Genomic DNA, 18,401 nt, shown 5'->3' with positions numbered 1-18,401 from the left:
GGCCCGGGCACGGTCCAGCGCCAGGCGGGCGGCGGCCACGTCCTGCACCGCCAGGCCGAGCGACTTGTACAGCGTGATCTGCTCCGCGCTGCCGCGGCCGGGGCGCTTGCCGGCCAGCAGCTCGCCCAGCTCGGCGTGGATGTGCGCTTCGTCGAACAGCCCCTCTTGCAGGGGCGTGAGCACGTCGCCCGCCTCGTTCAGGGCGCCGGTGCGCGAGTCCACCACCAGCAGCGCGTCGCGCACGGTCTCCGAGTCCAGCTCGCGCGCCTCGGGCGTGGACGAGCCAACGGCGACGATATGCACGCCGGCCCGCAACCATGCACGCTGCAGCACCGGCTGGGCAGCGCTGGTGGCCGTCACGATCACGTCGGCGCCTGCGACCGCCGCCTGCGCCGCGTCCACGGCACGCACGGGGAAAGGCAGATGCGGCGCCGCCGCCGCGGCCAGCGCCCGCGCGTGCTCCGGCGTGCGCGAGGCGATCCGCGCCTCGCGGAACGGCCGAGAGCCGGCCAGCGCCCAGAGATGCGCCCGCGCCTGCACACCCGCGCCGATGATCGCGAGCACCGCCGCCTCCGGCCGGGCGAGCTGCTGCACCGAGACGGCGGAAACCGCGGCCGTCCGCGCCGTGGTGATGAAGGTGCCGTCCATCAGCGCCGCCGGCCGGCCGCTCTCCGGATCGAAGACGATCACGGCGCCGTAGTGCGACTCCAGCCCCCGCGCCGTGTTCCCCGGATAGACCGAGACCAGCTTGGCGCCCAGCGCTTCCCCGCCGCCCGCACCGGCGCCGACGAAGCCGGGCATGGCGGCCAGGATGCGCACCGCGTCGCCGGGCAGGCGCATCACCGTGCGCAGCGGCGCCAACGCCGCGCCGCTCGAATAGGCACGCATCGCCTCGGCCATCGCCGCGATCAGGGCGTCACGTTCCAGCAGGCGCTGCAAGTCCGCGCCCGAAAGCACGAGCAGTTCCGATGCGTCCGCCTCGGGCCAGATGCCGCTCACAGGGCGACGGTAGCACCTGTAGGGAACAGGGAACAGGGGATAGAGGGCGTAGGGCGCCGGCCGTAGCCCCCCTCTCCATTCCATGGAGAGGGGTGGGGGGTGAGGCCGCGACACCCGGCGCCGGGCGAAGGATCGAGGAGCGAGGACAGAGAGACGAACGTCCCCTATTTCCTATCATCTCTTGTGATCTCTTGCCTCTTTCCTCGTCGCACTCGCTGGATCGGGGGTGGGGCGTGGACTATCGTGATCGTGCCGCGCCCGAGCGGCGCGAGGAGGGCGCGATGGCCGAGCAGCAGGCGGAAACGCGTGAGCAGCAGTTCGCCCGTGTGCGCGCCTATCTGCTCGCGCAGGGTGAGAAGCTGTCGCCGGCCGAGATCGTCGAGAAGGTGCGTGAGTCGCAGGGCACGGTGCTGGCCGCCGCCGGGCGCGTGCCCGCCGCGCGGCTGGGTAAGGCGCCGGCTGCCGGCGAATGGTCCGTCGCCGAAGTTCTGCAGCACGTGATCGGCTCCGGCGCCGGCGTCGGCCGCCGCATCGTGGAGACGGTCGAGCAGCGGCAGGCCGCGCCCGCCCTCTTCGAAGACCGGCTGGAGCACAACGGCGCCGATCTCAGCCTCGCCCGCGCCCGTGAGCTACTGCTGGCCGAGCGCGAGGCGCTGTTCGCCGCCGCGGTCGCCGCCGACCCCGCCGCACACCTCGACCAGGCCGCGATCGAGCACCAGTGGTTCGGCCCGCTGAACTGGAAGGCGGCGCTGCTGTTCCTGCGCGTGCACGATCTCGACCACGCCCGCCAGATCGACGCGATCGCCGCACAGGGGGCGTAGCTCCGCCGCGCCCTACACGAACCCGTACAGCTGGGCCGCGTTGTCGCGCAGCACGCGCCGGGCGATCGCCTCGGCGTCGGGGTCGCCGTGCAGCGCGGCGGCGAGCGCGGCGCGCCCGTGGCGGGCGCCCAGGTAGATCCAGTCTGGGATGCCCCAGGCGTCGGAGCCGTACAGCACCTTCGTCGCCGGCGCCAGCGCCAGCAACTCCTCGATCACGCGCGCCAGCTCGCCGGCCGGCAGCATCGGGTTCGCCTCGGAGAAATCGACGTAGACGTTGCGGTACATGGCGGCGAGATAACTGGCCGCGCGGCAGTACGGGTAGCTGGCGTGCAGCAGCACGATGCGGCAGCCGCCCGTCACCGGCTCGTCCAACAGCGGCCGCAGCAGCGCCGGGTTGGCGCGTGCCAGATCGAGGTCGCGGTCGCCGTAGCCGGTGTGAATCTGCAGCGGCAGCTCGCGCTCACCCGCCCAGTTGATCGCGGCGCGCAGGGTCGTGAACAGCAGGCGCGGATCGGTCAGACGCACCCGGCCCTCGCCCAGCCGCTCGCGCTCGGCGCGCAGGCCCGCCGCGGCCTCCTCCGGCGTCGGCCGGAAGTAGGCCAGCCCGCAGCGGTAGGCGACGATGCTTTTCAGCGCCACCGTGCCGAACTTCCAGGCCGCGTCCAGCGCCAGCCAGAGCCCGTCGATCAGGCTCTGCACCTGCTCGTGCTCCTGCACGAGCTGCCCAACCAGCGTTTCCAGCCGCAGCACACGCAGCGCCGCGCAGCCGCCCGCGTGCGCCATCTCCGCCACGGATAACGCCTCATCCGGAGATGGATAGCCGTCGTCCACCACCAGGCCGGTGACATTGCCCGCCTCGATGCAGCGCCGCAGCAGCTTCTCCGGCCCCAGCGCCGCGCGCGCCGCCTGCACAGCCTCGGTTGTGTCGTCGCAGCCAAGCAGCTCGGCAAGCTCGCGCAGCGCCCGGCGGAAGAAGCGGCTGTGCGGCAGGTGCATTTCGAGCAGGTCCGGGTCGTCGACCTCGCTGAAGAAGGCGGCGAACGGCCGCGCCGCCGCGGCCTCGGCGCGCAGCGGCGGATGCACATGGTTGTCGATCAGGGGGATGTCGTCGAAGCGCGACATCGCGAATTTCGCTTCTTAGACATGGTTTCAAAACCGGCTGGGGTTCCCGCTTGCAGAGATGCGATCGCACGTGAACGCCGGTTTTGAAACCATCTGTTAGTAGCGATCGAAGTGCGCCCGCGCCACCTCGGCGGCCGGGCGGTCTTTGAACGTCTCCCACTCCGACGTGCGAACGGCCAGCACTTCGCGCGAGAGCGTGGGGCCGAGCGCATCCATGAGCGTGGTGTCGGCCTTCAGCGCCGCGATCGCCTCGCCCAGCGACGGCGGGTAGCGGCGGATCTTGCGCCGCCTGCGCTCGGCCTCGCTCAGCTCGGCCGGGTTCACGTTCACGGGGGCGCCCGGCTCAAGGCCGCGCTCGATGCCGTCCAGACCGGCCGCCAGCAGGGCGCCGAGCGCCAGGTAGGGGTTGGCGCTGCCGTCCACGGCCTTGATCTCCAGGTTCGTGCTCGCTTCCTCCATGCCGCGGAAGCGCGAGGGCACGCGCACCGTCGCCTCGCGGTTGTCGAAGCCGAAACAGGTGTAGGCGGAGCTCCACATGCCGGGCGCGAGCCGGCTGTAGGAGTTGACGCTGGGACAGGTCAGCGCCAGCAGGCCCGGCGCGTGGTCCAGAATCCCAGCGATGAACTGCAGCCCCAGCGGTGAGATGCCCAGCGGCCCTTCCGGCGCGAACAGCAGGTTGCGCCCCTCGCGCCAGAGCGAGAGATGCACGTGCATGCCGCTGCCCGCCTGGTCCACGAACGGCTTGGGCGCGAAGGAGGCCACGGCGCCGTGCTCCGCCGCCACGACGCGCACCGTCTCGCGCACGGCGATACTCGTGTCGGCCGTATCGAGGATTGGGCCGTGCGCCACGCTCAGCTCCTGCTGGCCCGGCCCCAGCTCGGGGTAGTACTGCCGTGGCTCGATCCCTTGCTCTACCAGCATCTCCAGCAGGTCGTCGACGATCTCCGCGGCGCTGTCCATGCTGGCGCTGCCGAAGCAGACCGAATCGTCCCAGGGCTCGAAGCCGCCGGCCGTGCGGCGGGCGAGGTAGAACTCGTACTCGAAGGCGGCCTGCGCCTCGATGCCGGCGTCGGCCGCGCGGGCGATCATGCGCTTCAAGAACGTGCGCGGGTAGGCCTCCCACGCTTCGCCTTCGAGCGTGAGCATGTCGCAGAGCACGCGCGCCTGGCGCGGGTTGTAGGGCAGCGGACGAAACGTGCGCGGATCGGGCACGAGGCGGACCTCGCCGACCGGCCCCTGCGCCGTGCCGGCGGCGAGGTGTTCGGCCATGGTGAAGCCCGCCATCGCCACGGTCAGGCCGATGCCGGCGTCCGCCGCCGAGGCAAGGGCAGAGAGGTGCGCCGCCTTGCCGCGCACCATGTTGCCGTTGTCGCAGTAGAGAAAGCGCACGAGCTGCGCGCCGCTGGCCCGCGCCCGTGCCACCAGGTCATCGCCGTTCATCGCCGGCCTCCCGCTCCGCTCTGCTCGCGCGTCCATGCTAGCCCTGCTGCCAATGCCGGCAAGGATCCTCACCGGTCCGCGTCAACCGGCGAAAGCCATCTGCCAGAAGCCCTGCTCGAGCGCGGCCACACGGCGAAACGCCGCCGCCCCGCCCCTCTGCTCCTCCGGCGCGGCGGCGAGGGCGCGATCCGCCGCTTGCGCCAGGCCGGCGACGTACTCGGCGAAAGCAGCGACCGTCCAGTGTTCGACGAAGGCGCGGAACGCGGGTGCGCCGGGCCGCGCACCCTGCCAGGCGTCGAAATAGGCGCGCTCGGCCGTCCACAGCGCCGTGATCAGCGTGGGGTAGGAGGCGCCCGGCTCGGCGGTCAACTCGTCGAGGTAGGCGATGTACTCGCGGCAGGCGGGAAGCAACGGCGCCCCGAGTTGCAGACCGCGCTCGCGGGCGATCCCCTCGAACCAGTGCAGCTCTTCGGCCAGGGCCAGCAGGCCCTGCGCGATCACGAGCTGATCCGGGCGCGGCGCCCGCGGCAGCAAGGCGGCCTGAAAGCGCAACAGCGCGTCCACGAAGCGCTCATCCTGCACCAGCCAGCGATCGAGCGCGGCCGCGGGCAGGCTGCCGTCGCGCACGCCGTCGAGGAAGGGATGCCGCGTAGCCTGCTGCCAGAGCGGCGCCTGCTGATTGAGCAATGCCTGCGTGCTCAGCATGTTCGCTGCCAGCCCCGGTGGTGCCCGCCGGCCTCACCCATTGATGATGCACCGTCCCATTCTACGCGGCGTGTGCAGCAGAGCCGATCACGTCAGCCGCCCGCAGAACGCTGCAGTGCTTCGAGAATTGATCGCTCGCACGACTTTCGCAATGCCAGCACTGGTAAGCGCTCGGTGCGGGGCGTACAGTTTCAGAGGCGCCCCGCACAAAAGTACGGGCCTTGAGGCGCAGAGCGATGGCGGAAGCGTTTGCAGCGTTGGTCGAGCGCGTCGTCGCGCGGCTGCAACCGCTGCCGATCGTCTCGCCGGAGGAGTACCGCGCCATCGGCTGCAACCGCTGCGGCCTCTGCTGCGAGGACATCCGCGGCCGCCATACGCCCGAGCAGATGCGCGCCTGGCTGGAGGCGCCGGACACCGACGAGGACCGCCGCCGCTTCCTCTCCGGGTTGGAGCCCGTCGAGCCGGTCGCGGGCGGCTGGCGCTACCGCTGCCGCCATTTCCGCCGCGACGCCGGGGGCCTGGGTGAATGCACGATCCATGCCTCGCGCCCGCTGATCTGCAGCGGCTATCCCTATGGCCGCACGGTGCGGCAGTGGACGCAATGTGCCTGGTACGTCGAGGTGCGCGACGCGGCCGGCAAGGTTGTAGAAGTCGTCGAACCACAGGAGCCGGCGGCGGGCTTGTCCCATTCTCCCGCGGAAGCCTCCTTCACAGCCAGCAGATCCAATGACCCCAACTTCAAACTCAACGAGTAAGGGAGTAGCTGATGGCAGAGCACGATGATGAGACGCTGAGTCCGGTGGCCAAATCGTTCGCGGCGCATGTACGCGCCTTCCATGCCGGCCTGCCGGTGGAGGAACAGCAACTGCTGGAGCAGCTCTTCGCGCTGGCCGGCGCGGCGGTGAGCGCCGGGGGAGATGTCGAGGGATACGCCCAGCCGCACAAGCTGGAGTACTACACGGTCAAGCTGGACGAGGCGCTGATCAGCTCGCTCAAGCTGGCCGGCCTGCCAGGGGCCGACAAATGGATTCCGGGCGCCCACAAGATTGCGCCGTTCGTCAACAAGCTCCAGTAGTCACAGCGGCCCGACGGGCTGTGCCGCGGAGCAAGCGTCATGCCAGACAGCACCGCCACGAACCCCGCAATCGCCGCCTTTGCCGAGCGCCTGCGCGCCTTCCACGCCGGCCTGCCACCCGGAGAGCAGCAACTGCTCGAAGCGACCCTCCGTCTCGCCGCGCTGGCGGAGGACGCGCGGGCGAAGGCCGACGTGTCCGGCTACCTGGCCACCGCGCCCTTCGTCGCGCCGCTGATCACCAGCATCGGCTTCCCGGCGCTGGATGCCGGCAGCAAAGACGCGGCGAAGCTGACGATCAAGGTCACGCCCGAGTACACGCGCACCACCACGACAAGCGGCGGGGCTCCCTGATGACGGGCGATCGTGCACTGGATCCGAACGAGGCAGGCGCTGCCTTCGCGCGGCGCCTGCACGCTTTCCATGCCGGGCTGCCGCGTGAAGAGCGGCAGTTGCTGGAGCGGCTGCTGGCGCTCGCGGCGGAGGCGCAGTCCTCAGATGCCGACGCGGTGCAGGGCTACGTCGTCACGGAGAAGCTGGGGGCAGACCACATCGTGCACAAGCATCTCGCCGGCGTGAAGTACGAGGACGTCACGCTCAGCCCGCCGGTACAACCGCCCTTCGGCGGCGCGGGCGCGTTGAGGCCGCCGTCATAGCTCAGCGCCGCAGCGCCGCCAGGCTCGTTTCGGGCAGGCCGTACTCCACCGCGCACACGGCGCAGGCGTAGCTCATGCCTCAGGCAAGGAAGCCGGGCAGCTCCGTGCTCGGCACGCCACAGCGGCGCGCCCCCGGCTGCCAGTTGAAGTGAAACCAGGCGCCGCAGAGGACGCAGGGCTCGCCCGCGCCGCTGCCGACCGGATCGTCGCAGACCTTGCAGCTTCGTTCTGTGCTCATCGCCCGGAACCTCGTCGCTCACGGCGTACGTCGCCCACACTCTACCACGGACGGCCATGAGCAACCGCGCGGCGCGGCGCGCGGAACACGCCACGCGGGCTGCCGCGACAAGGCCGGCTGCCTTGCCGCGGCACAGTTCTCCGGCGCTCTCCCCGACGAGCGGCTCAGGCCGCCTTCGCCGCGGCCGCACGCAGGTCGACGGCCAGCTCTCGCGGCACGCCGCCACGCAGCACGTGCAGCACGGTTTGGTCGCCGCTCAGCCCGCGCAGCGCCCGCAGCAGCGCCTCAGCGTTGCCGAGCGCTACGCCGTCCAGGTTCAGCAGCAGGTCGCCGGGCAACACTCCTGCACGGGCCGCCGCGCCGTCCACCGCGATCTCCGCGACCAGCACGGCGCGGCGATCCGCAAGGCCGGCCGCCGCCGCCGCCGCGGGCGAGAGCACGACATCGCGCACCGAGACGCCGAGACGCGGCCGCGGCTCCTCCGCGCCGAGCAGCCGGTCGGCGACGTGCCCTGGCACGGCCAGCGCCAGTCCGCCCATCACCATCGCGTTCAGACCGACGACGCGGCCGTGTGCGTCGGCCAGCGGGCCGCCGGAGTTGCCCGGACCCAGCAGCACGTCTGCACGAATCAGCTCGCGCTGCTCATGGCCGCCGGCCACGGGCGCGGCGCTGACCACGCCCAGCGAGACTGCGTGCCGCACGCCAAAGGGATGCCCCACCGCCAGCACCAGCTCGCCGGGGCGCAACGTCGCCGCATCGCGCCGCGCCACGGCCGGCAGACCCGTTGCTGCCACCCGCAACGCTGCCACGTCGTTCTCCGCATCGCGGGCGACCACCGTTGCCGCCAACTCGCGGCCGTCGGCCAGCCGCACCTCGGCGCGCTCGCGTGGCGCGACGTGATGATTGGTGAGAATGATGCCATCCGGCCGCCAGATCGTGCCGGCGCCGCCGCCGTGATTCGCCGTACGTACCTCGACCACACCCGCGCGCACCCGCTCGGCCACATCCGCCAGGTCATCGGAGAGTGCGGCCAGCATTCCCGCCGTCGGGTGCTCCATCGTCGTCATTGGGGAAACCTCCAGCCACGCGGCCTTAACGCCGCTTCGTGGAGGGATCGTAGCGAGGCGGCGCCGCGCCGGGCACGCGACGGATGGCCGGGCAGCGGACCGGACGTTCGGTTAGGTAGCCAGCGCGTGACCCCCAGGTCAGGGGAAGGGGAGATCTGCACGCGCGGCGATTGGGGTGAAGGCGCAGTCTCGCTGCTCCCTTCGCTGTTGCAGATCGCGATCCGCGCGATGGAAAGCGATGGACATGGAGACGAACCGCGGGTGAGGCCACGCGGCCGCTCAGTGGTTCTGCGCAGTGCCACGCATAGTGGCGGGTTCCGATGAGCCGTGACCGGCTTCGTTGCTGCCGTGGCCGCCGCCGGTGGCCGGCGCCTGCTCCCAGCCGGAGGCGGCGTCGGCCGGCCGCCGGAGTGAGCGGGCGATCCAGCGCAAGGCCGACCGCGCCTCGGGCCAGGCGGCGCGGCTTGAGGTGGTCCTCATCGCGCGGCCTCCACCGGCGTCGGGCGCAGCACCGGTGCGCATGCATCGACGGACGCGCCCACCTCGGCCGTGGGCCGCCTGGCCAGCTCGCCGCTGGGTATGGCGTAGCGCAGCCAGTCGGCGGTGCGCGCCGCCAGCGCCGAGATCGTCAGCGCCGGGCTGGCTGAACCCTGCGTCACCAGCACGCTGCCATCGCAGATCAGCAGGTTGGGCACATCCCAACTGCGGCACCAGCGATCGACGACCGAATCCTGCGGCGATGAACCCATGCGGCAGCTGCCGACGAGGTGCGCGAAGCGCGGCACGAAGTGCGTCTCCGTCGCGCCCGCCGCGACGAGCACGGCGCGCGCCCGGTGGATGCCGGCGGCCATCATGCGCCGGTCGTTCTCAAACAGGTTGAACTGCACGTAGGGCACCGGCAGGCCGAACTGATCTTTGGCCGTGGGGTGGACCATGACGCGGTGGCGCGGGTCGGGCAGGATCTCGCCCAGCACGCCGATCGCGGCGTAGTGGTTGTAGTCCTGCATCTTCCGCAGCAGCTCATCGCCGAAGCAGCCGGTTTCGTCCACCAGCAGGTGCGCCATGGCGATCGGCAGCGGCGCCACGGTTTGCAGGGCGTAGCCGCGCACGAAATCGTTGTGCGGATCGGTTTCGTAGAACTCCTCGCCGCAGGCACAGGCCGGCGGCGCCTTGTACTGGCGGATCGGCTCGGCGAAGCGGCCCCAGACCACCGGTCCCGCCTGGGCCATCAGGTTCTGGCCGACGATGCCGCTGGAGTTGGCGAGGCCGTCCGGAAAGCGGCCGGACTTCGAGTTCAAGAGCAGCCTCGGCGTCTCGATGGCGTAGCCCGCCACGATCACGGCCCGCGCCCGTTGCTCTTCTGCCAGCACGCGGCCGTTTGCGAGCGTACGGAAGTAGCGCACGCCCGTCGCCGTGCCCGTCGCATCCGTGGGAATCTCGTAGGCCATGCAGCCGGTGCGAATCTCGGCGCCGCCGGCGATTGCGTCGGGGATGTGCGTGATATGGATGCTGCTCTTGGCGCCGACCTTGCAGCCGAGCAGGCAGAAGCCGCGCATGATGCAATGCGGCCGCTTGCCGAAGCGCCCCGCCGGAATCGCCACCGACCCGCCTGCCACCACGGGAATGCCGAGCCGCGTGCAGCCCTCGATCAGCACCTGCCCCGCCGTACCGGCCTGAAGCGGCGCGTAGGGGTAGCCGTGCGGTTTGCCCCAGGGGTAGCGCGCCGAGCCGGAGACGGGGTACTCGCGCTCCATCTGCGCGTAGTACGGCTCGATCTCCGCATAGGAGATCGGCCAGTCGGCCGCCACGCCGTCCAGCGTGCGCACGCGGAAGTCAGAGGGGTGCAGGCGCGGGCAGAAGGCGGCGTAATGCACGGTGCTGCCGCCCACGCCCTTGCCGGAGTTGTTCGCGCCCAGCTCCAGCGGGTCGGCGCCGCCGGTGATGCGCCGGTCGTTCCAGTAGAGCCGCGCCGAGCCCGCCTCGTCCGAGACCATGTCACGCTCGGAGTCGTGCCACTGGCCCGCCTCCAGCGCAACCACGGAGAAGCCGGCGCGTGCCAGCCGCTGCGCCAGCACGCCGCCGCCCGCGCCGGTGCCGACGATGCAGAAGTCGACCGTCTCGCGCGGGCGGTATTCGCGCATCTCCGTGTTGAGGATCCAGTCGGAGGAGAGATGGACGTGCAGCTTCACCGCTCGCCCCCCGCCTCGCGCGGCTCCCACGGCTCCGGCGCGCCGTGGTTGAGCGCGAAGTAGCCGCGCGGATAGGCCGGCCCGCCGAAGCCGATCTCGTCCCAGGCGTAGGGGTAGGCGTAGTAGACGCCGGCGATCTGGCGCAGGGCGATGTAGTTCCACCAGCGCGTCGCCGGCAGCGCTTGCCAGACCGCACCGGGCGGGGAGCCGTCGCGGATGCTGGCCAGGACCACATCCTGCCAGGCGTCGTCGAGGTCGCAGAAGTCCGCGCCGTACAACGCCTGGGCCGTATGGTCCAGCCCTGCGAGGCCCTGTCGCCAGGCGTCGCTGAGCGGCGGCATGTTGTCGAAGCGAAATCCCTCCAGCTTGCCCGAGGCGCATTTCTGGTCGATCCAGGGCGCGAGCGGCACGCGGCGATGCGAAGGGCGCTGCGCCTGTGGGATCACACGCTCGCAGAGCGCGATCAGGGTCGCCTGCTCATGCGGCGGGAAGAAGGAGAAGCGCGGCACGTTGTGCACGCGGTCCAGCACGACCTCGCGCGTGGCGTCGTCCCAGTGGCCACGCTGTGCGAGGATGTCGGCCTTCGGGTAACGGCCGCGGTTCACGAGCGACCCTCCCGGCGGCGCAGCAGCGCGGCGATGAAGCCCATCAGCCCCACCGATGTGAAGAGCAGCGGCGCAAACAGCGGCGGCCCCATCGTCATGTTGAAGCGCAGGTTGCCGAACTGGCCGGGCATGCGCTTGATCCCGCGCAGGTGCAGGCAGAAGCCGAGCAGACCGTCGAGGAACGCCGCGGCCGCGGCGAAGGGCAGCACCCACCGCGCCACGCGCCCGCTCGCCGCCGCACCAACCGCGGCCGCCGCCATCGGCGGTGTGACCAGGATCGGCGTCCACATCACGCGCTGGTTGAAGCTGCCGCGCAGGTGCTCGAAGTAGGCTTCGCCGCCGGCGATCACGGCGAAGCCGGCCACCGTGATCGCCATCGCCTGCTGGAAGCGGCCCTGCGCCACCCGCCGCGCGAAGGGCAGATCGACCGGTGGCTCCTCATGCGAGCCGGGCAGTCGCGCAGCGAGCGCGCCACGGGCACGGGCGAGCGGCGTGCGCTCCGCCGGCCGCTCACGGCGCAGCAGGCCGGCGAACACGCCCATCGTGCCGACCGAGCAGAGCAGAAGCGGCGCGAACACGGGCGGTCCCATGGCGATGTTGTACTGGCCCGCGCGAAAACCGCCCGGCAGCCGCTTGATGCCGCGCAGGTGGTAGACGAAGCCGAGCAGGCCGTCCACGAGCGAGACGAGTGAGACGGCGGGCAGCACGCGCCGCGCCGCGCGCGCGCTCGTGAGCGCCGCGCCGGCGGCCGCCACGGTGGGCGGCGCCAGCCAGACGGGCGTCCACATCCAGCGGTCGTTGAAGGCGCCGCGCTGGTGCTGTGTGTACGCCTCGAAGCCGCTCACCGCGGCGGAGAACGCGGTGACCAGCGCCATGCTGCGCTGGAAGCGGCCGTGCGCGATCTCACGCCGGGCAAGCTCGGCGTCGTCGCGCAGCTCCTCCAGCAGGTGCGGCGGCGTGCCGTCGCGGTTGTGCCCGCCAAGGCCAAAGACCGCCATGCTCGTGTTCACCGTCCTCGTGACGAATCGGGGCGCTGCGCCGCCGGCGGGGCGCCGATCCCTGACGGCTGCCGCCCTCTGTCCCTTCCCGAATCGGGAAGGGCGACGGGGCACTGCCTAGCGCGGCGGAGCGCCGGCGATGTTCTGGTGGCGCTCGGGCGGGACGGTGCCGGCGGCCGGCGCGTGGCGGGCGTGGCGTTTGCGGCGTCCAGCCTCCTCGACGATGCTGCCAAAGGCGAGCACCGCGATCGCCCCCGCGAGCAACAGGCCGGCGCCTAGCAGGCCGGCTTCGCGCAGGTGTTCCGGTTGGGGCAGCCTGTCGCGCATCAGCAGACCTTCCAGCGTTCCGCGTCACCACGCTTCAGTTCGAGACCCAGGCCGGGCCGGCGCGGGCCGGGCCGCAGCACGCCGCCATCGGGCTCGGGCGCGCCCTCGAAGATCAGCTGCTCGATGCGGGCGTGGTCGTGAAAGTACTCGACGTGCGCGAGCTGCGGCGCGGCGCAGCCGGCCTGCGCGTGGATCGTCGGGCCGCAGTGGGCGGAGAAGGGCACCGCGAAGCTGTGCGCCAGCCGCGCCGCCTCCAGCCAGCCGCTGATGCCGAGGCAGCGGGTGGCGTCCGCCTGCATGATGTCCACAGCGCCGGCACGCAGCATGTCGCGGAAGTACCAGGGGTCGTAGCCGTACTCGCCGGCGACGACGTCCTGGGGAATCTGGCCGCGGATGAAGGCGAGCTGGTCGAGCTGATCCGAAGAGACCGGCTCTTCGAAGTAGGTCACGCCCTCGTCGGCAAACTGCAGCGCCAGGCCGATCGCCTGCTTCACCGTGTAGGCGCCGTTCGCGTCCACGAACAGCTCGGCCTCGTGGCCGATCGCCCGGCGGGCGACGCGCACGCGCTCGACATCGACCTCGGGCTTCGTGCCCCAGTCCGTGCCGATCTTCATTTTCACGCAGGGAATGCCGAGCCCGACCCAGCCGCCGAGCTGTTCCGCCAGCTCCGCGACGGTATAGCTGGTGAAGCCGCCGCTGCCGTAGTTCGGCACGGCCTCGCGCACCGGGCCGAGCACTGTGAACAGCGCCACGCCCGCGCAGCGTGCCTTCAGATCCCAGAGCGCGATATCCACCGCCGAGATCGCGGTTGCAGCGATGCCGGGGCGGCCGGCGTTGCGCACCGACCGCACCATGCGCTCCCAGCTCACGCCCACGCCCTCGGCCTCGCAGCCGCAAATCGCCTGGGCGAGCGTCTCCTGAATCACCGTCGCCGCGGCCGCCGCGGCGTAGCTGAAGCCCATGCCGCGCTCCCCGGATGCGGCCGCGGCTTCCACCAGCACCAGCGTGGTCGAGTCCCCGGCGAAGGTGTCGTCGGCCTCGGGGCGGTCCGTCGGGATGCGGTAGACGCTTACGTCCAGCCGCTGCACCGTGTCCGCTTTGCCGCTGCTCACACCATCTCTCACGGTCCGCGGCGGCCCGGTCCGGCCGAGCCCTGGCTCTGCCCGTTGCCGCGGCGATTGCGGCCATTGTGCCCGTCGTCATCGCCGTGGCCGAACAGATCCTCGACCTTATCTTTGACGCGGGCTACCACGCCCGCGGGGCTGACGGCCAGGGTCGACTCGTCTACTACGTCGCGGAAGAGCGTGATGCCGAGGCGCCGGCGATTCGGCGTGCCGTGCGCCAGCGCCTCGCCAAACTTCAGCGCCTGCGAGGGCTGGATCTTGGGCGGCATCGGCGGCTCGTTGGGGTCGGTCACGGCCTCGATCAGCACGGGGCCGTCCATCGCGAACGCCTCGGCCAGCTGCTCGCGGCAGCGTTTCGGGTCTTCGATGTGCACGCCGCGGCCGCCGCAGGCTTCGGCGAACTTGACGAAGTCGATCGGCAGCAGGTCGGTGCCGAACTCCGGGTTGCCCAGGAAGACCATCTGCTCCCACTTGATCTGCCCGAGCACGTTGTTCTTGAGCACCACGACCTTGACCGGCAGCTTGTACTTCACCGCGGTCGAGAACTCGGCCATCAGCATCGAGAAGCCGCCATCGCCCACCAGCGCCACGCACTGCCGGCTGGGGAAGGCGACCTGCGCCGCGATCGCGTAGGGGAAGCCGTTCGCCATCGTGGCGAGATTGCCGGAGAGCGAGAAGCGCTGGTCGCCGTGGATCTGCACCTGCCGCGCCGTCCAGGTCGCAATCGTGCCCGAGTCCGAGGCGAAGATCGCGTCGTCGCGCAGCAGTTGGCCCAAGTGCCAGCCCAGCACCTGCGGCTTCATCGGCAGGGCGTCGCGGCTGCTGCGCTCCTCCATCAGCTTCCACCACTCGCGCATCTTCGCTTGCACATCGCGCAGGAAGCTATTGTCCGGGTTCTACGGCAGCAGCGGCAGCAGCTCGCGCAGCGTCGCCGGCGCATCGCCCGCGAGGCCCACATCCACGGGCACGCGCAGGCCGAGCCGCGCCGGATCGTCGTCGATCTGCGCGACGACGGCCTGGCCGGGCTTGGGCAGGTACGCCATGTAGGGGAAGGAGCTGCCGACCATCAGCAGCGCGTCGCACTGCTCCAGCGCCTCCTGTGAGGGGCGTGTGCCCAGCAGGCCGATGCCGCCGGTGGTGTAGGGACTGTCGTCCGGCACCACGTCTTTGCCGAGCAGCGGCTTGATAATCGGCGCCTGCAGCCGCTCGGCGGCCTGCTCCAGCTCGGCCCACGCGCCGCGGGCGCCCGTGCCGGCGACGATGCAGATGTGCCGCTTGCCGCGGAATAGCGCCGCCGCCCGCTCGATCTCCGCGCGCAGCGGCAGCCGCAGCGGCGGGCGGAACATCTCGGTCGTATGGCCCCTGACGTTCTGCTGCGAGCGCATCTGGTCGTCCACTTCGACCTCTTGCAGATCCGTGGGGAAGGTGATGTGCGAGACGGTGCGATGTGTCAACGCCGTGCGCACGGCCAGATCCACCAGGTTCTCGATGTGCGCCGGACCCATCACGCGCTGGTTGAACTCGGCCACGTCCTGGAAGAGGTAGTCGGTGTTCACGTCCTGCTGGTAGTGCGTGCCGATCAGGTCGTGGTAGGTCATGCCGGTGAGCGCCAGCACCGGCGCCTGATCCAGCTTGGCGTCATAGAGGCCGTTCAGCAGGTGAATGGCGCCCGGGCCGGAGGTTGCCAGGCAGACGCCGAGGCGGCCGGTCCACTTGGCGTAGGCGCAGGCCATGAAGGCCGCGGCCTCCTCGTGGCGCACGTGAATGAACCTGATGCGGTCCTGCGCCTTGCGCAGCGCCTCCATGATGCCGTCGATGCCGTCGCCCGGCAGGCCGAAGATCGTATCCACGCCCCAGCCGGCGATCCGTTCGAGCAGGATGTCTGCAGCGGTGGTAGCCATGGCGCCTCCTCGCCTTTCGCTGCGCACGGAGGCGGGCCGTACGCACAGCGCCGATCAGAACGGAGACAATCGGCCGGGCGAGAGCGGCGGCAGTGGGACAAGACGTGCGGGGGCTGCGTTCAGTCTCCATCGCAGCACGCACTTTCGGCAGTGCCGGAGGGATGATGTTGCCTGACCGCACGGGACTACGGCGCGGCGAGCTGGTGCTACTTCAGCGCGCGGCGCTGCCGCAGCTCGGTCGCCGAATCCAGCCCGGCCGCGTCATCGCGCTCGGCGCGCGCGAAGAACCAGAGCGCCAGGGCCAGCGCCAGCACGACGCCGGCATTGACGCCCAGGTCGATCATCAAGTGGCGGAAGGTCGTCTCGGCATTGAAGTTTTTCGCCACGCCGCTCTCGGCGCCAACGGCGAGCACGCGCCGCGTGGCAGAGATAATGCCGATCACGAGGAAGGGCTTGAGCGAGGTGTGGCCCTCCTGCAGATAGCTGCGCACGGTGCCCAGCACTTCGAGAATGATGAGCACCAGCAGCAGGCCGTTAATCAGGTCGATCGCTTCCACCAGGAAGTCGTCGCTGCCCGAGGAAAGCTCGTGCACAAACGTCTTGACCGAGTAGACGCCGATCCAGACGGCCGCGACGAGGAACAACACGCCGACCAGCACGTGAATGGCGCGATCCGCCCACTCCATCAGCGGATCGGCCGTCTGAAACGGGTCGCCGCGCGGAGTACGCTCCGTCTTCTCCATCACTCGCACCTCGGTGCAAAGTATGCGCACTCTACCACGCCGGCGCACGCCAGCGGCGGCCGCGTTGCGACGCGCCGCTGGCCGCGCTACGCTGCCGCCGGAACCGGCCGCTCGACCGAGACAGCGGCGCGAGGCGAGGCGATGTACGGTCAGCTTTTGCAGCTCCTGGCGCGGCGAGCGGAGGCGGGCAACCCGCTGCGTGTCGGCCTGATCGGCGCCGGCAAGTTCGGCACGATGTTCTTGAGCCAGGTGCAGCGTGTACCGGGCCTGCACCTGCTCGGCGTGGCCGACATCGCGCCCGCGCGCGCCCGCGCCGCGCTGCTCACCGCCGGGTTCGCCCCGGAACAGTTCGCCGCGCGGAGTTGGGAGGAGGCGCGGCGCACGGGCGGCACGCGCATCGTCGAGAGCGGCGCCGAGCTGATCGCGGCGGATGGCCTGGAGGTGGTGGTGGAGGCGACGGGCATCCCCGCGGCCGGCATCCGCCACGCGCTCGACGCCTTCGCCCACGGCCGCCATGTCGTCATGGTCAACGTCGAGGCGGACGTGCTCGCCGGACCGCTTTTGGCCGCGCGCGCCCGCGCCGCCGGCGTCACCTACAGCCTCGCCTACGGCGACCAGCCGGCGCTGATCTGCGAGCTGGTGGACTGGGCGCGCTGCGCCGGCTTCGAGGTGGTCTGCGCCGGCAAGGGCACCAAGTACCTGCCCGTCTACCACGGCTCAACACCGGACACAGTCTGGGACTACTACGGTTTCACGCCCGAGATGGTGGCGAGCGGCAACTACAACGCCCGCATGTTCAACTCGTTTTTGGACGGCACCAAGTCCGCGATCGAGATGGCCGCCGTCGCCAACGCCAGCGGCCTCTCGCCACAGGACGACGGCCTGCGCTTCCCGCCCTGCGGCGTGGACGACCTGCCCCGCGTGCTGCGGCCCTGCGAGGCCGGCGGCCAGCTCTCGCGCCGCGGCACCGTCGAGGTGATCTCCAGCCTGGAGCGCGATGGTCGGCCCGTCTTCCGCGACCTGCGCTGGGGCGTCTACGTCACGCTGGCGGCGCCGTCGGAATACGTGAAGCGCTGCTTCGCCGAGTACGGGCTGGTCACCGACCCGAGCGGCAGCTACACGGCGCTCTACCGGCCGTACCACCTGATCGGGCTGGAGCTGGCGATCAGCGTGCTCGGCGCCGGCCTGCGCGGCGAGGCAACCGGCGCCGCAACCGGCTTCCGCGGCGACGTGATCGCCGTGGCCAAGCGCGATCTCGCCGCCGGCGAAACGCTGGACGGCGAAGGCGGCTTCACGGTCTACGGCGTGCTCTGGCCAGCCGCCCGCGCCCTGGCGAAGGGCGGCCTGCCGATCGGCCTCGCCCACGGCGTGCGGCTGAAGTCCGCCGTTCCCGCCGGCCAGATCGTGCGCTGGCAGGACGTCGCCATCGATGCCGCCGGCGAAACCGTGCGCCTCCGCCAGGAGATGGAAGCACAGTTCGCGCCCACTGTGGCGCCGCGACGATAGTGGATGGCTCGCGGCATCATAATCTTCACAGGTGAACGTCCTGGGGCGATACTCCTAAAGTCGGATAGAGGCGCTCGTGCGATATCGAGGACGGTCCCTATGAATGGTGCATTGACTACGTTTGACAGCCCAAAGGAACCCGTGCTGTCGATCCTGCAGAATGTCGGCAGCGGAAAGTTTCAACTCCCCGACTTTCAGCGCGGCTGGGTCTGGGATGATGAGCATGTCCGTAGTCTACTTGCCAGCATCTCCCTCTCCTACCCTATCGGCGCCGTCATGATGTTGCAGGCCGGCAACGACGACGTCCGCTTCAAGCCTCGCGTGGTTGAAGGCGTCGTCTTGGGCGGCCCGGTGCAGCCCGAGCGTTTCATCCTTGACGGACAGCAGAGGCTGACGTCACTCTTCATGGCGCTTCTGTCCAGCCAGCCTGTGCCCACGCGGGACGCCCGCGGCAAGGCGATTCGCAGATGGTATTACATCGACATGGAGCAGGCTCTGGACCCGGACGGGGACCGCGAAGAGGCAGTCATCGGGCTGCCGGAGGATCGAATCATTCGCAACTTCCGCGGCGAGGTCCTCGAAGACTACTCGGTGGCGAACTATGAATTTAGCCGAGGGTACTTTCCTCTGGAGCACGTATTCGCTTGTGCAGAGTGGCGAAAGCAATATAACAAGTATTGGAACTACAATGGTGATAAGATCGAGTTCTTCGATCGATTTGAGACAGAGATCATCAAGCGGTTTGAGCTGAACCGCCCCGGGTTTCATAGAGACTCGGGTTATTGGGAAGCAGCCAGTGGAAGCGGCTGCTGCTCATCGTAGTACAGGGCCTCGAACTCCGCTGGCGGCGCCATGCCTAACTCTCCATGGAGCCGGCGGCGGTTGAAC

The 18,401-nt window shown here is 70.5% G+C and carries 22 protein-coding genes; 7 read left to right on the top strand and 15 right to left on the bottom strand.

The genetic code is table 11. The features are described from left to right. On the bottom strand, nt 1-999 hold a 999-nt coding region (locus VKV26_02330), incomplete at its 3' end, for an ornithine cyclodeaminase family protein (GenBank protein ID HLZ68725.1). 281 nt (nt 1,000-1,280) lie between these two features. On the opposite strand from VKV26_02330, the gene VKV26_02325 reads away from it, so the two are divergent. Then, nucleotides 1,281-1,820, top strand: coding sequence for a DinB family protein (locus VKV26_02325; GenBank protein ID HLZ68724.1), 540 nt, complete (start codon nt 1,281-1,283; stop codon nt 1,818-1,820). A gap of 12 nt (nt 1,821-1,832) precedes the next feature. Here the strand turns inward: VKV26_02325 and VKV26_02320 are convergent, their stop codons facing one another. The 3 genes from VKV26_02320 to VKV26_02310 form a co-directional block, all read right to left on the bottom strand. Continuing rightward, nucleotides 1,833-2,942 (bottom strand): amidohydrolase family protein, encoded by a 1,110-nt coding sequence (locus VKV26_02320; protein HLZ68723.1) that lies wholly within the window; start codon nt 2,940-2,942, stop codon nt 1,833-1,835. A gap of 96 nt (nt 2,943-3,038) precedes the next feature. Next, on the bottom strand, nt 3,039-4,382 hold the full coding sequence (locus tag VKV26_02315; protein ID HLZ68722.1) for a glutamine synthetase family protein: 1,344 nt from the start codon (nt 4,380-4,382) through the stop codon (nt 3,039-3,041). An 81-nt stretch (nt 4,383-4,463) separates the two neighbouring features. Continuing rightward, on the bottom strand, nt 4,464-5,087 hold the full coding sequence (locus VKV26_02310) for a TenA family transcriptional regulator (GenBank protein HLZ68721.1): 624 nt from the start codon (nt 5,085-5,087) through the stop codon (nt 4,464-4,466). 236 nt (nt 5,088-5,323) lie between these two features. Between VKV26_02310 and VKV26_02305 the strand changes: the two genes are divergently transcribed. From VKV26_02305 to VKV26_02290, 4 genes are read left to right on the top strand one after another with little or no spacing between them, the layout of a single operon-like run. Then, entirely contained in the window at nt 5,324-5,842 is a 519-nt protein-coding gene (locus VKV26_02305) for a YkgJ family cysteine cluster protein (protein ID HLZ68720.1), read from the top strand. Nucleotides 5,843-5,853: 11 nt separating this feature from the next. Beyond that, nucleotides 5,854-6,162 carry a hypothetical protein gene (locus VKV26_02300; protein ID HLZ68719.1) on the top strand — a complete coding sequence of 103 codons (309 nt, stop codon included), beginning with the start codon at nt 5,854-5,856 and terminating at the stop codon, nt 6,160-6,162. A gap of 39 nt (nt 6,163-6,201) precedes the next feature. Then, nucleotides 6,202-6,513, top strand: coding sequence for a hypothetical protein (locus VKV26_02295; protein ID HLZ68718.1), 312 nt, complete (start codon nt 6,202-6,204; stop codon nt 6,511-6,513). Continuing rightward, a complete protein-coding gene (locus VKV26_02290; GenBank protein HLZ68717.1) occupies nt 6,513-6,815 on the top strand; it encodes a hypothetical protein in 303 nt (100 codons plus the stop codon). Before VKV26_02295 ends, VKV26_02290 begins: the two co-directional genes overlap by 1 nt. Nucleotides 6,816-6,894: 79 nt before the next feature. Here the strand turns inward: VKV26_02290 and VKV26_02285 are convergent, their stop codons facing one another. From VKV26_02285 to VKV26_02235, 11 genes are all read right to left on the bottom strand, one after another. Further along, nucleotides 6,895-7,053, bottom strand: coding sequence for a hypothetical protein (locus tag VKV26_02285; GenBank protein ID HLZ68716.1), 159 nt, complete (start codon nt 7,051-7,053; stop codon nt 6,895-6,897). Between the two features lie 164 nt (nt 7,054-7,217). Then, nucleotides 7,218-8,120, bottom strand: a complete 903-nt coding sequence (locus VKV26_02280; protein HLZ68715.1) for a trypsin-like peptidase domain-containing protein — start codon at nt 8,118-8,120, stop codon at nt 7,218-7,220. 279 nt (nt 8,121-8,399) lie between these two features. Beyond that, the gene (locus VKV26_02275) at nt 8,400-8,600 is read right to left on the bottom strand and encodes a hypothetical protein (protein HLZ68714.1); all 201 of its coding nucleotides are present in this window, start codon (nt 8,598-8,600) and stop codon (nt 8,400-8,402) included. Beyond that, nucleotides 8,597-10,309, bottom strand: a complete 1,713-nt coding sequence (locus VKV26_02270) for a GMC family oxidoreductase (GenBank protein HLZ68713.1) — start codon at nt 10,307-10,309, stop codon at nt 8,597-8,599. The genes VKV26_02275 and VKV26_02270 overlap by 4 nt, the downstream gene beginning before the upstream one ends. Beyond that, a complete protein-coding gene (locus VKV26_02265) occupies nt 10,306-10,914 on the bottom strand; it encodes a gluconate 2-dehydrogenase subunit 3 family protein (GenBank protein HLZ68712.1) in 609 nt (202 codons plus the stop codon). Before VKV26_02265 ends, VKV26_02270 begins: the two co-directional genes overlap by 4 nt. After that, entirely contained in the window at nt 10,911-11,912 is a 1,002-nt protein-coding gene (locus VKV26_02260) for a hypothetical protein (GenBank protein ID HLZ68711.1), read from the bottom strand. Before VKV26_02260 ends, VKV26_02265 begins: the two co-directional genes overlap by 4 nt. Before the next feature lie 117 nt (nt 11,913-12,029). Next, complete coding sequence (locus tag VKV26_02255) at nt 12,030-12,239, bottom strand: hypothetical protein (GenBank protein HLZ68710.1); 210 nt, start codon at nt 12,237-12,239, stop codon at nt 12,030-12,032. Beyond that, on the bottom strand, nt 12,239-13,351 hold the full coding sequence (locus tag VKV26_02250; GenBank protein HLZ68709.1) for an enolase C-terminal domain-like protein: 1,113 nt from the start codon (nt 13,349-13,351) through the stop codon (nt 12,239-12,241). Before VKV26_02250 ends, VKV26_02255 begins: the two co-directional genes overlap by 1 nt. An 8-nt stretch (nt 13,352-13,359) precedes the next feature. Beyond that, nucleotides 13,360-14,220 carry a thiamine pyrophosphate-dependent enzyme gene (locus VKV26_02245; protein HLZ68708.1) on the bottom strand — a complete coding sequence of 287 codons (861 nt, stop codon included), beginning with the start codon at nt 14,218-14,220 and terminating at the stop codon, nt 13,360-13,362. A gap of 39 nt (nt 14,221-14,259) precedes the next feature. Next, nucleotides 14,260-15,264, bottom strand: coding sequence for a thiamine pyrophosphate-binding protein (locus tag VKV26_02240; GenBank protein HLZ68707.1), 1,005 nt, complete (start codon nt 15,262-15,264; stop codon nt 14,260-14,262). Nucleotides 15,265-15,470: 206 nt separating this feature from the next. Beyond that, nucleotides 15,471-16,007 carry a phosphate-starvation-inducible PsiE family protein gene (locus tag VKV26_02235; protein ID HLZ68706.1) on the bottom strand — a complete coding sequence of 179 codons (537 nt, stop codon included), beginning with the start codon at nt 16,005-16,007 and terminating at the stop codon, nt 15,471-15,473. A 141-nt stretch (nt 16,008-16,148) separates the two neighbouring features. On the opposite strand from VKV26_02235, the gene VKV26_02230 reads away from it, so the two are divergent. Continuing rightward, a complete protein-coding gene (locus VKV26_02230; protein ID HLZ68705.1) occupies nt 16,149-17,513 on the top strand; it encodes an SAF domain-containing protein in 1,365 nt (454 codons plus the stop codon). A 141-nt stretch (nt 17,514-17,654) separates the two neighbouring features. Next, nucleotides 17,655-18,335: a DUF262 domain-containing protein gene (locus VKV26_02225; protein ID HLZ68704.1), complete on the top strand. Its 681-nt coding sequence runs from the start codon at nt 17,655-17,657 to the stop codon at nt 18,333-18,335. Nucleotides 18,336-18,401: the final 66 nt, after the last annotated feature.

It is taken from the genome of Dehalococcoidia bacterium, assembly GCA_035310145.1.
In the GTDB taxonomy this organism is placed as follows: domain Bacteria; phylum Chloroflexota; class Dehalococcoidia; order CAUJGQ01; family CAUJGQ01; genus CALFMN01.
The sequence above is the reverse complement of the archived record's forward strand: the minus strand, read 5'-3'. Positions and strand labels throughout refer to the sequence as shown.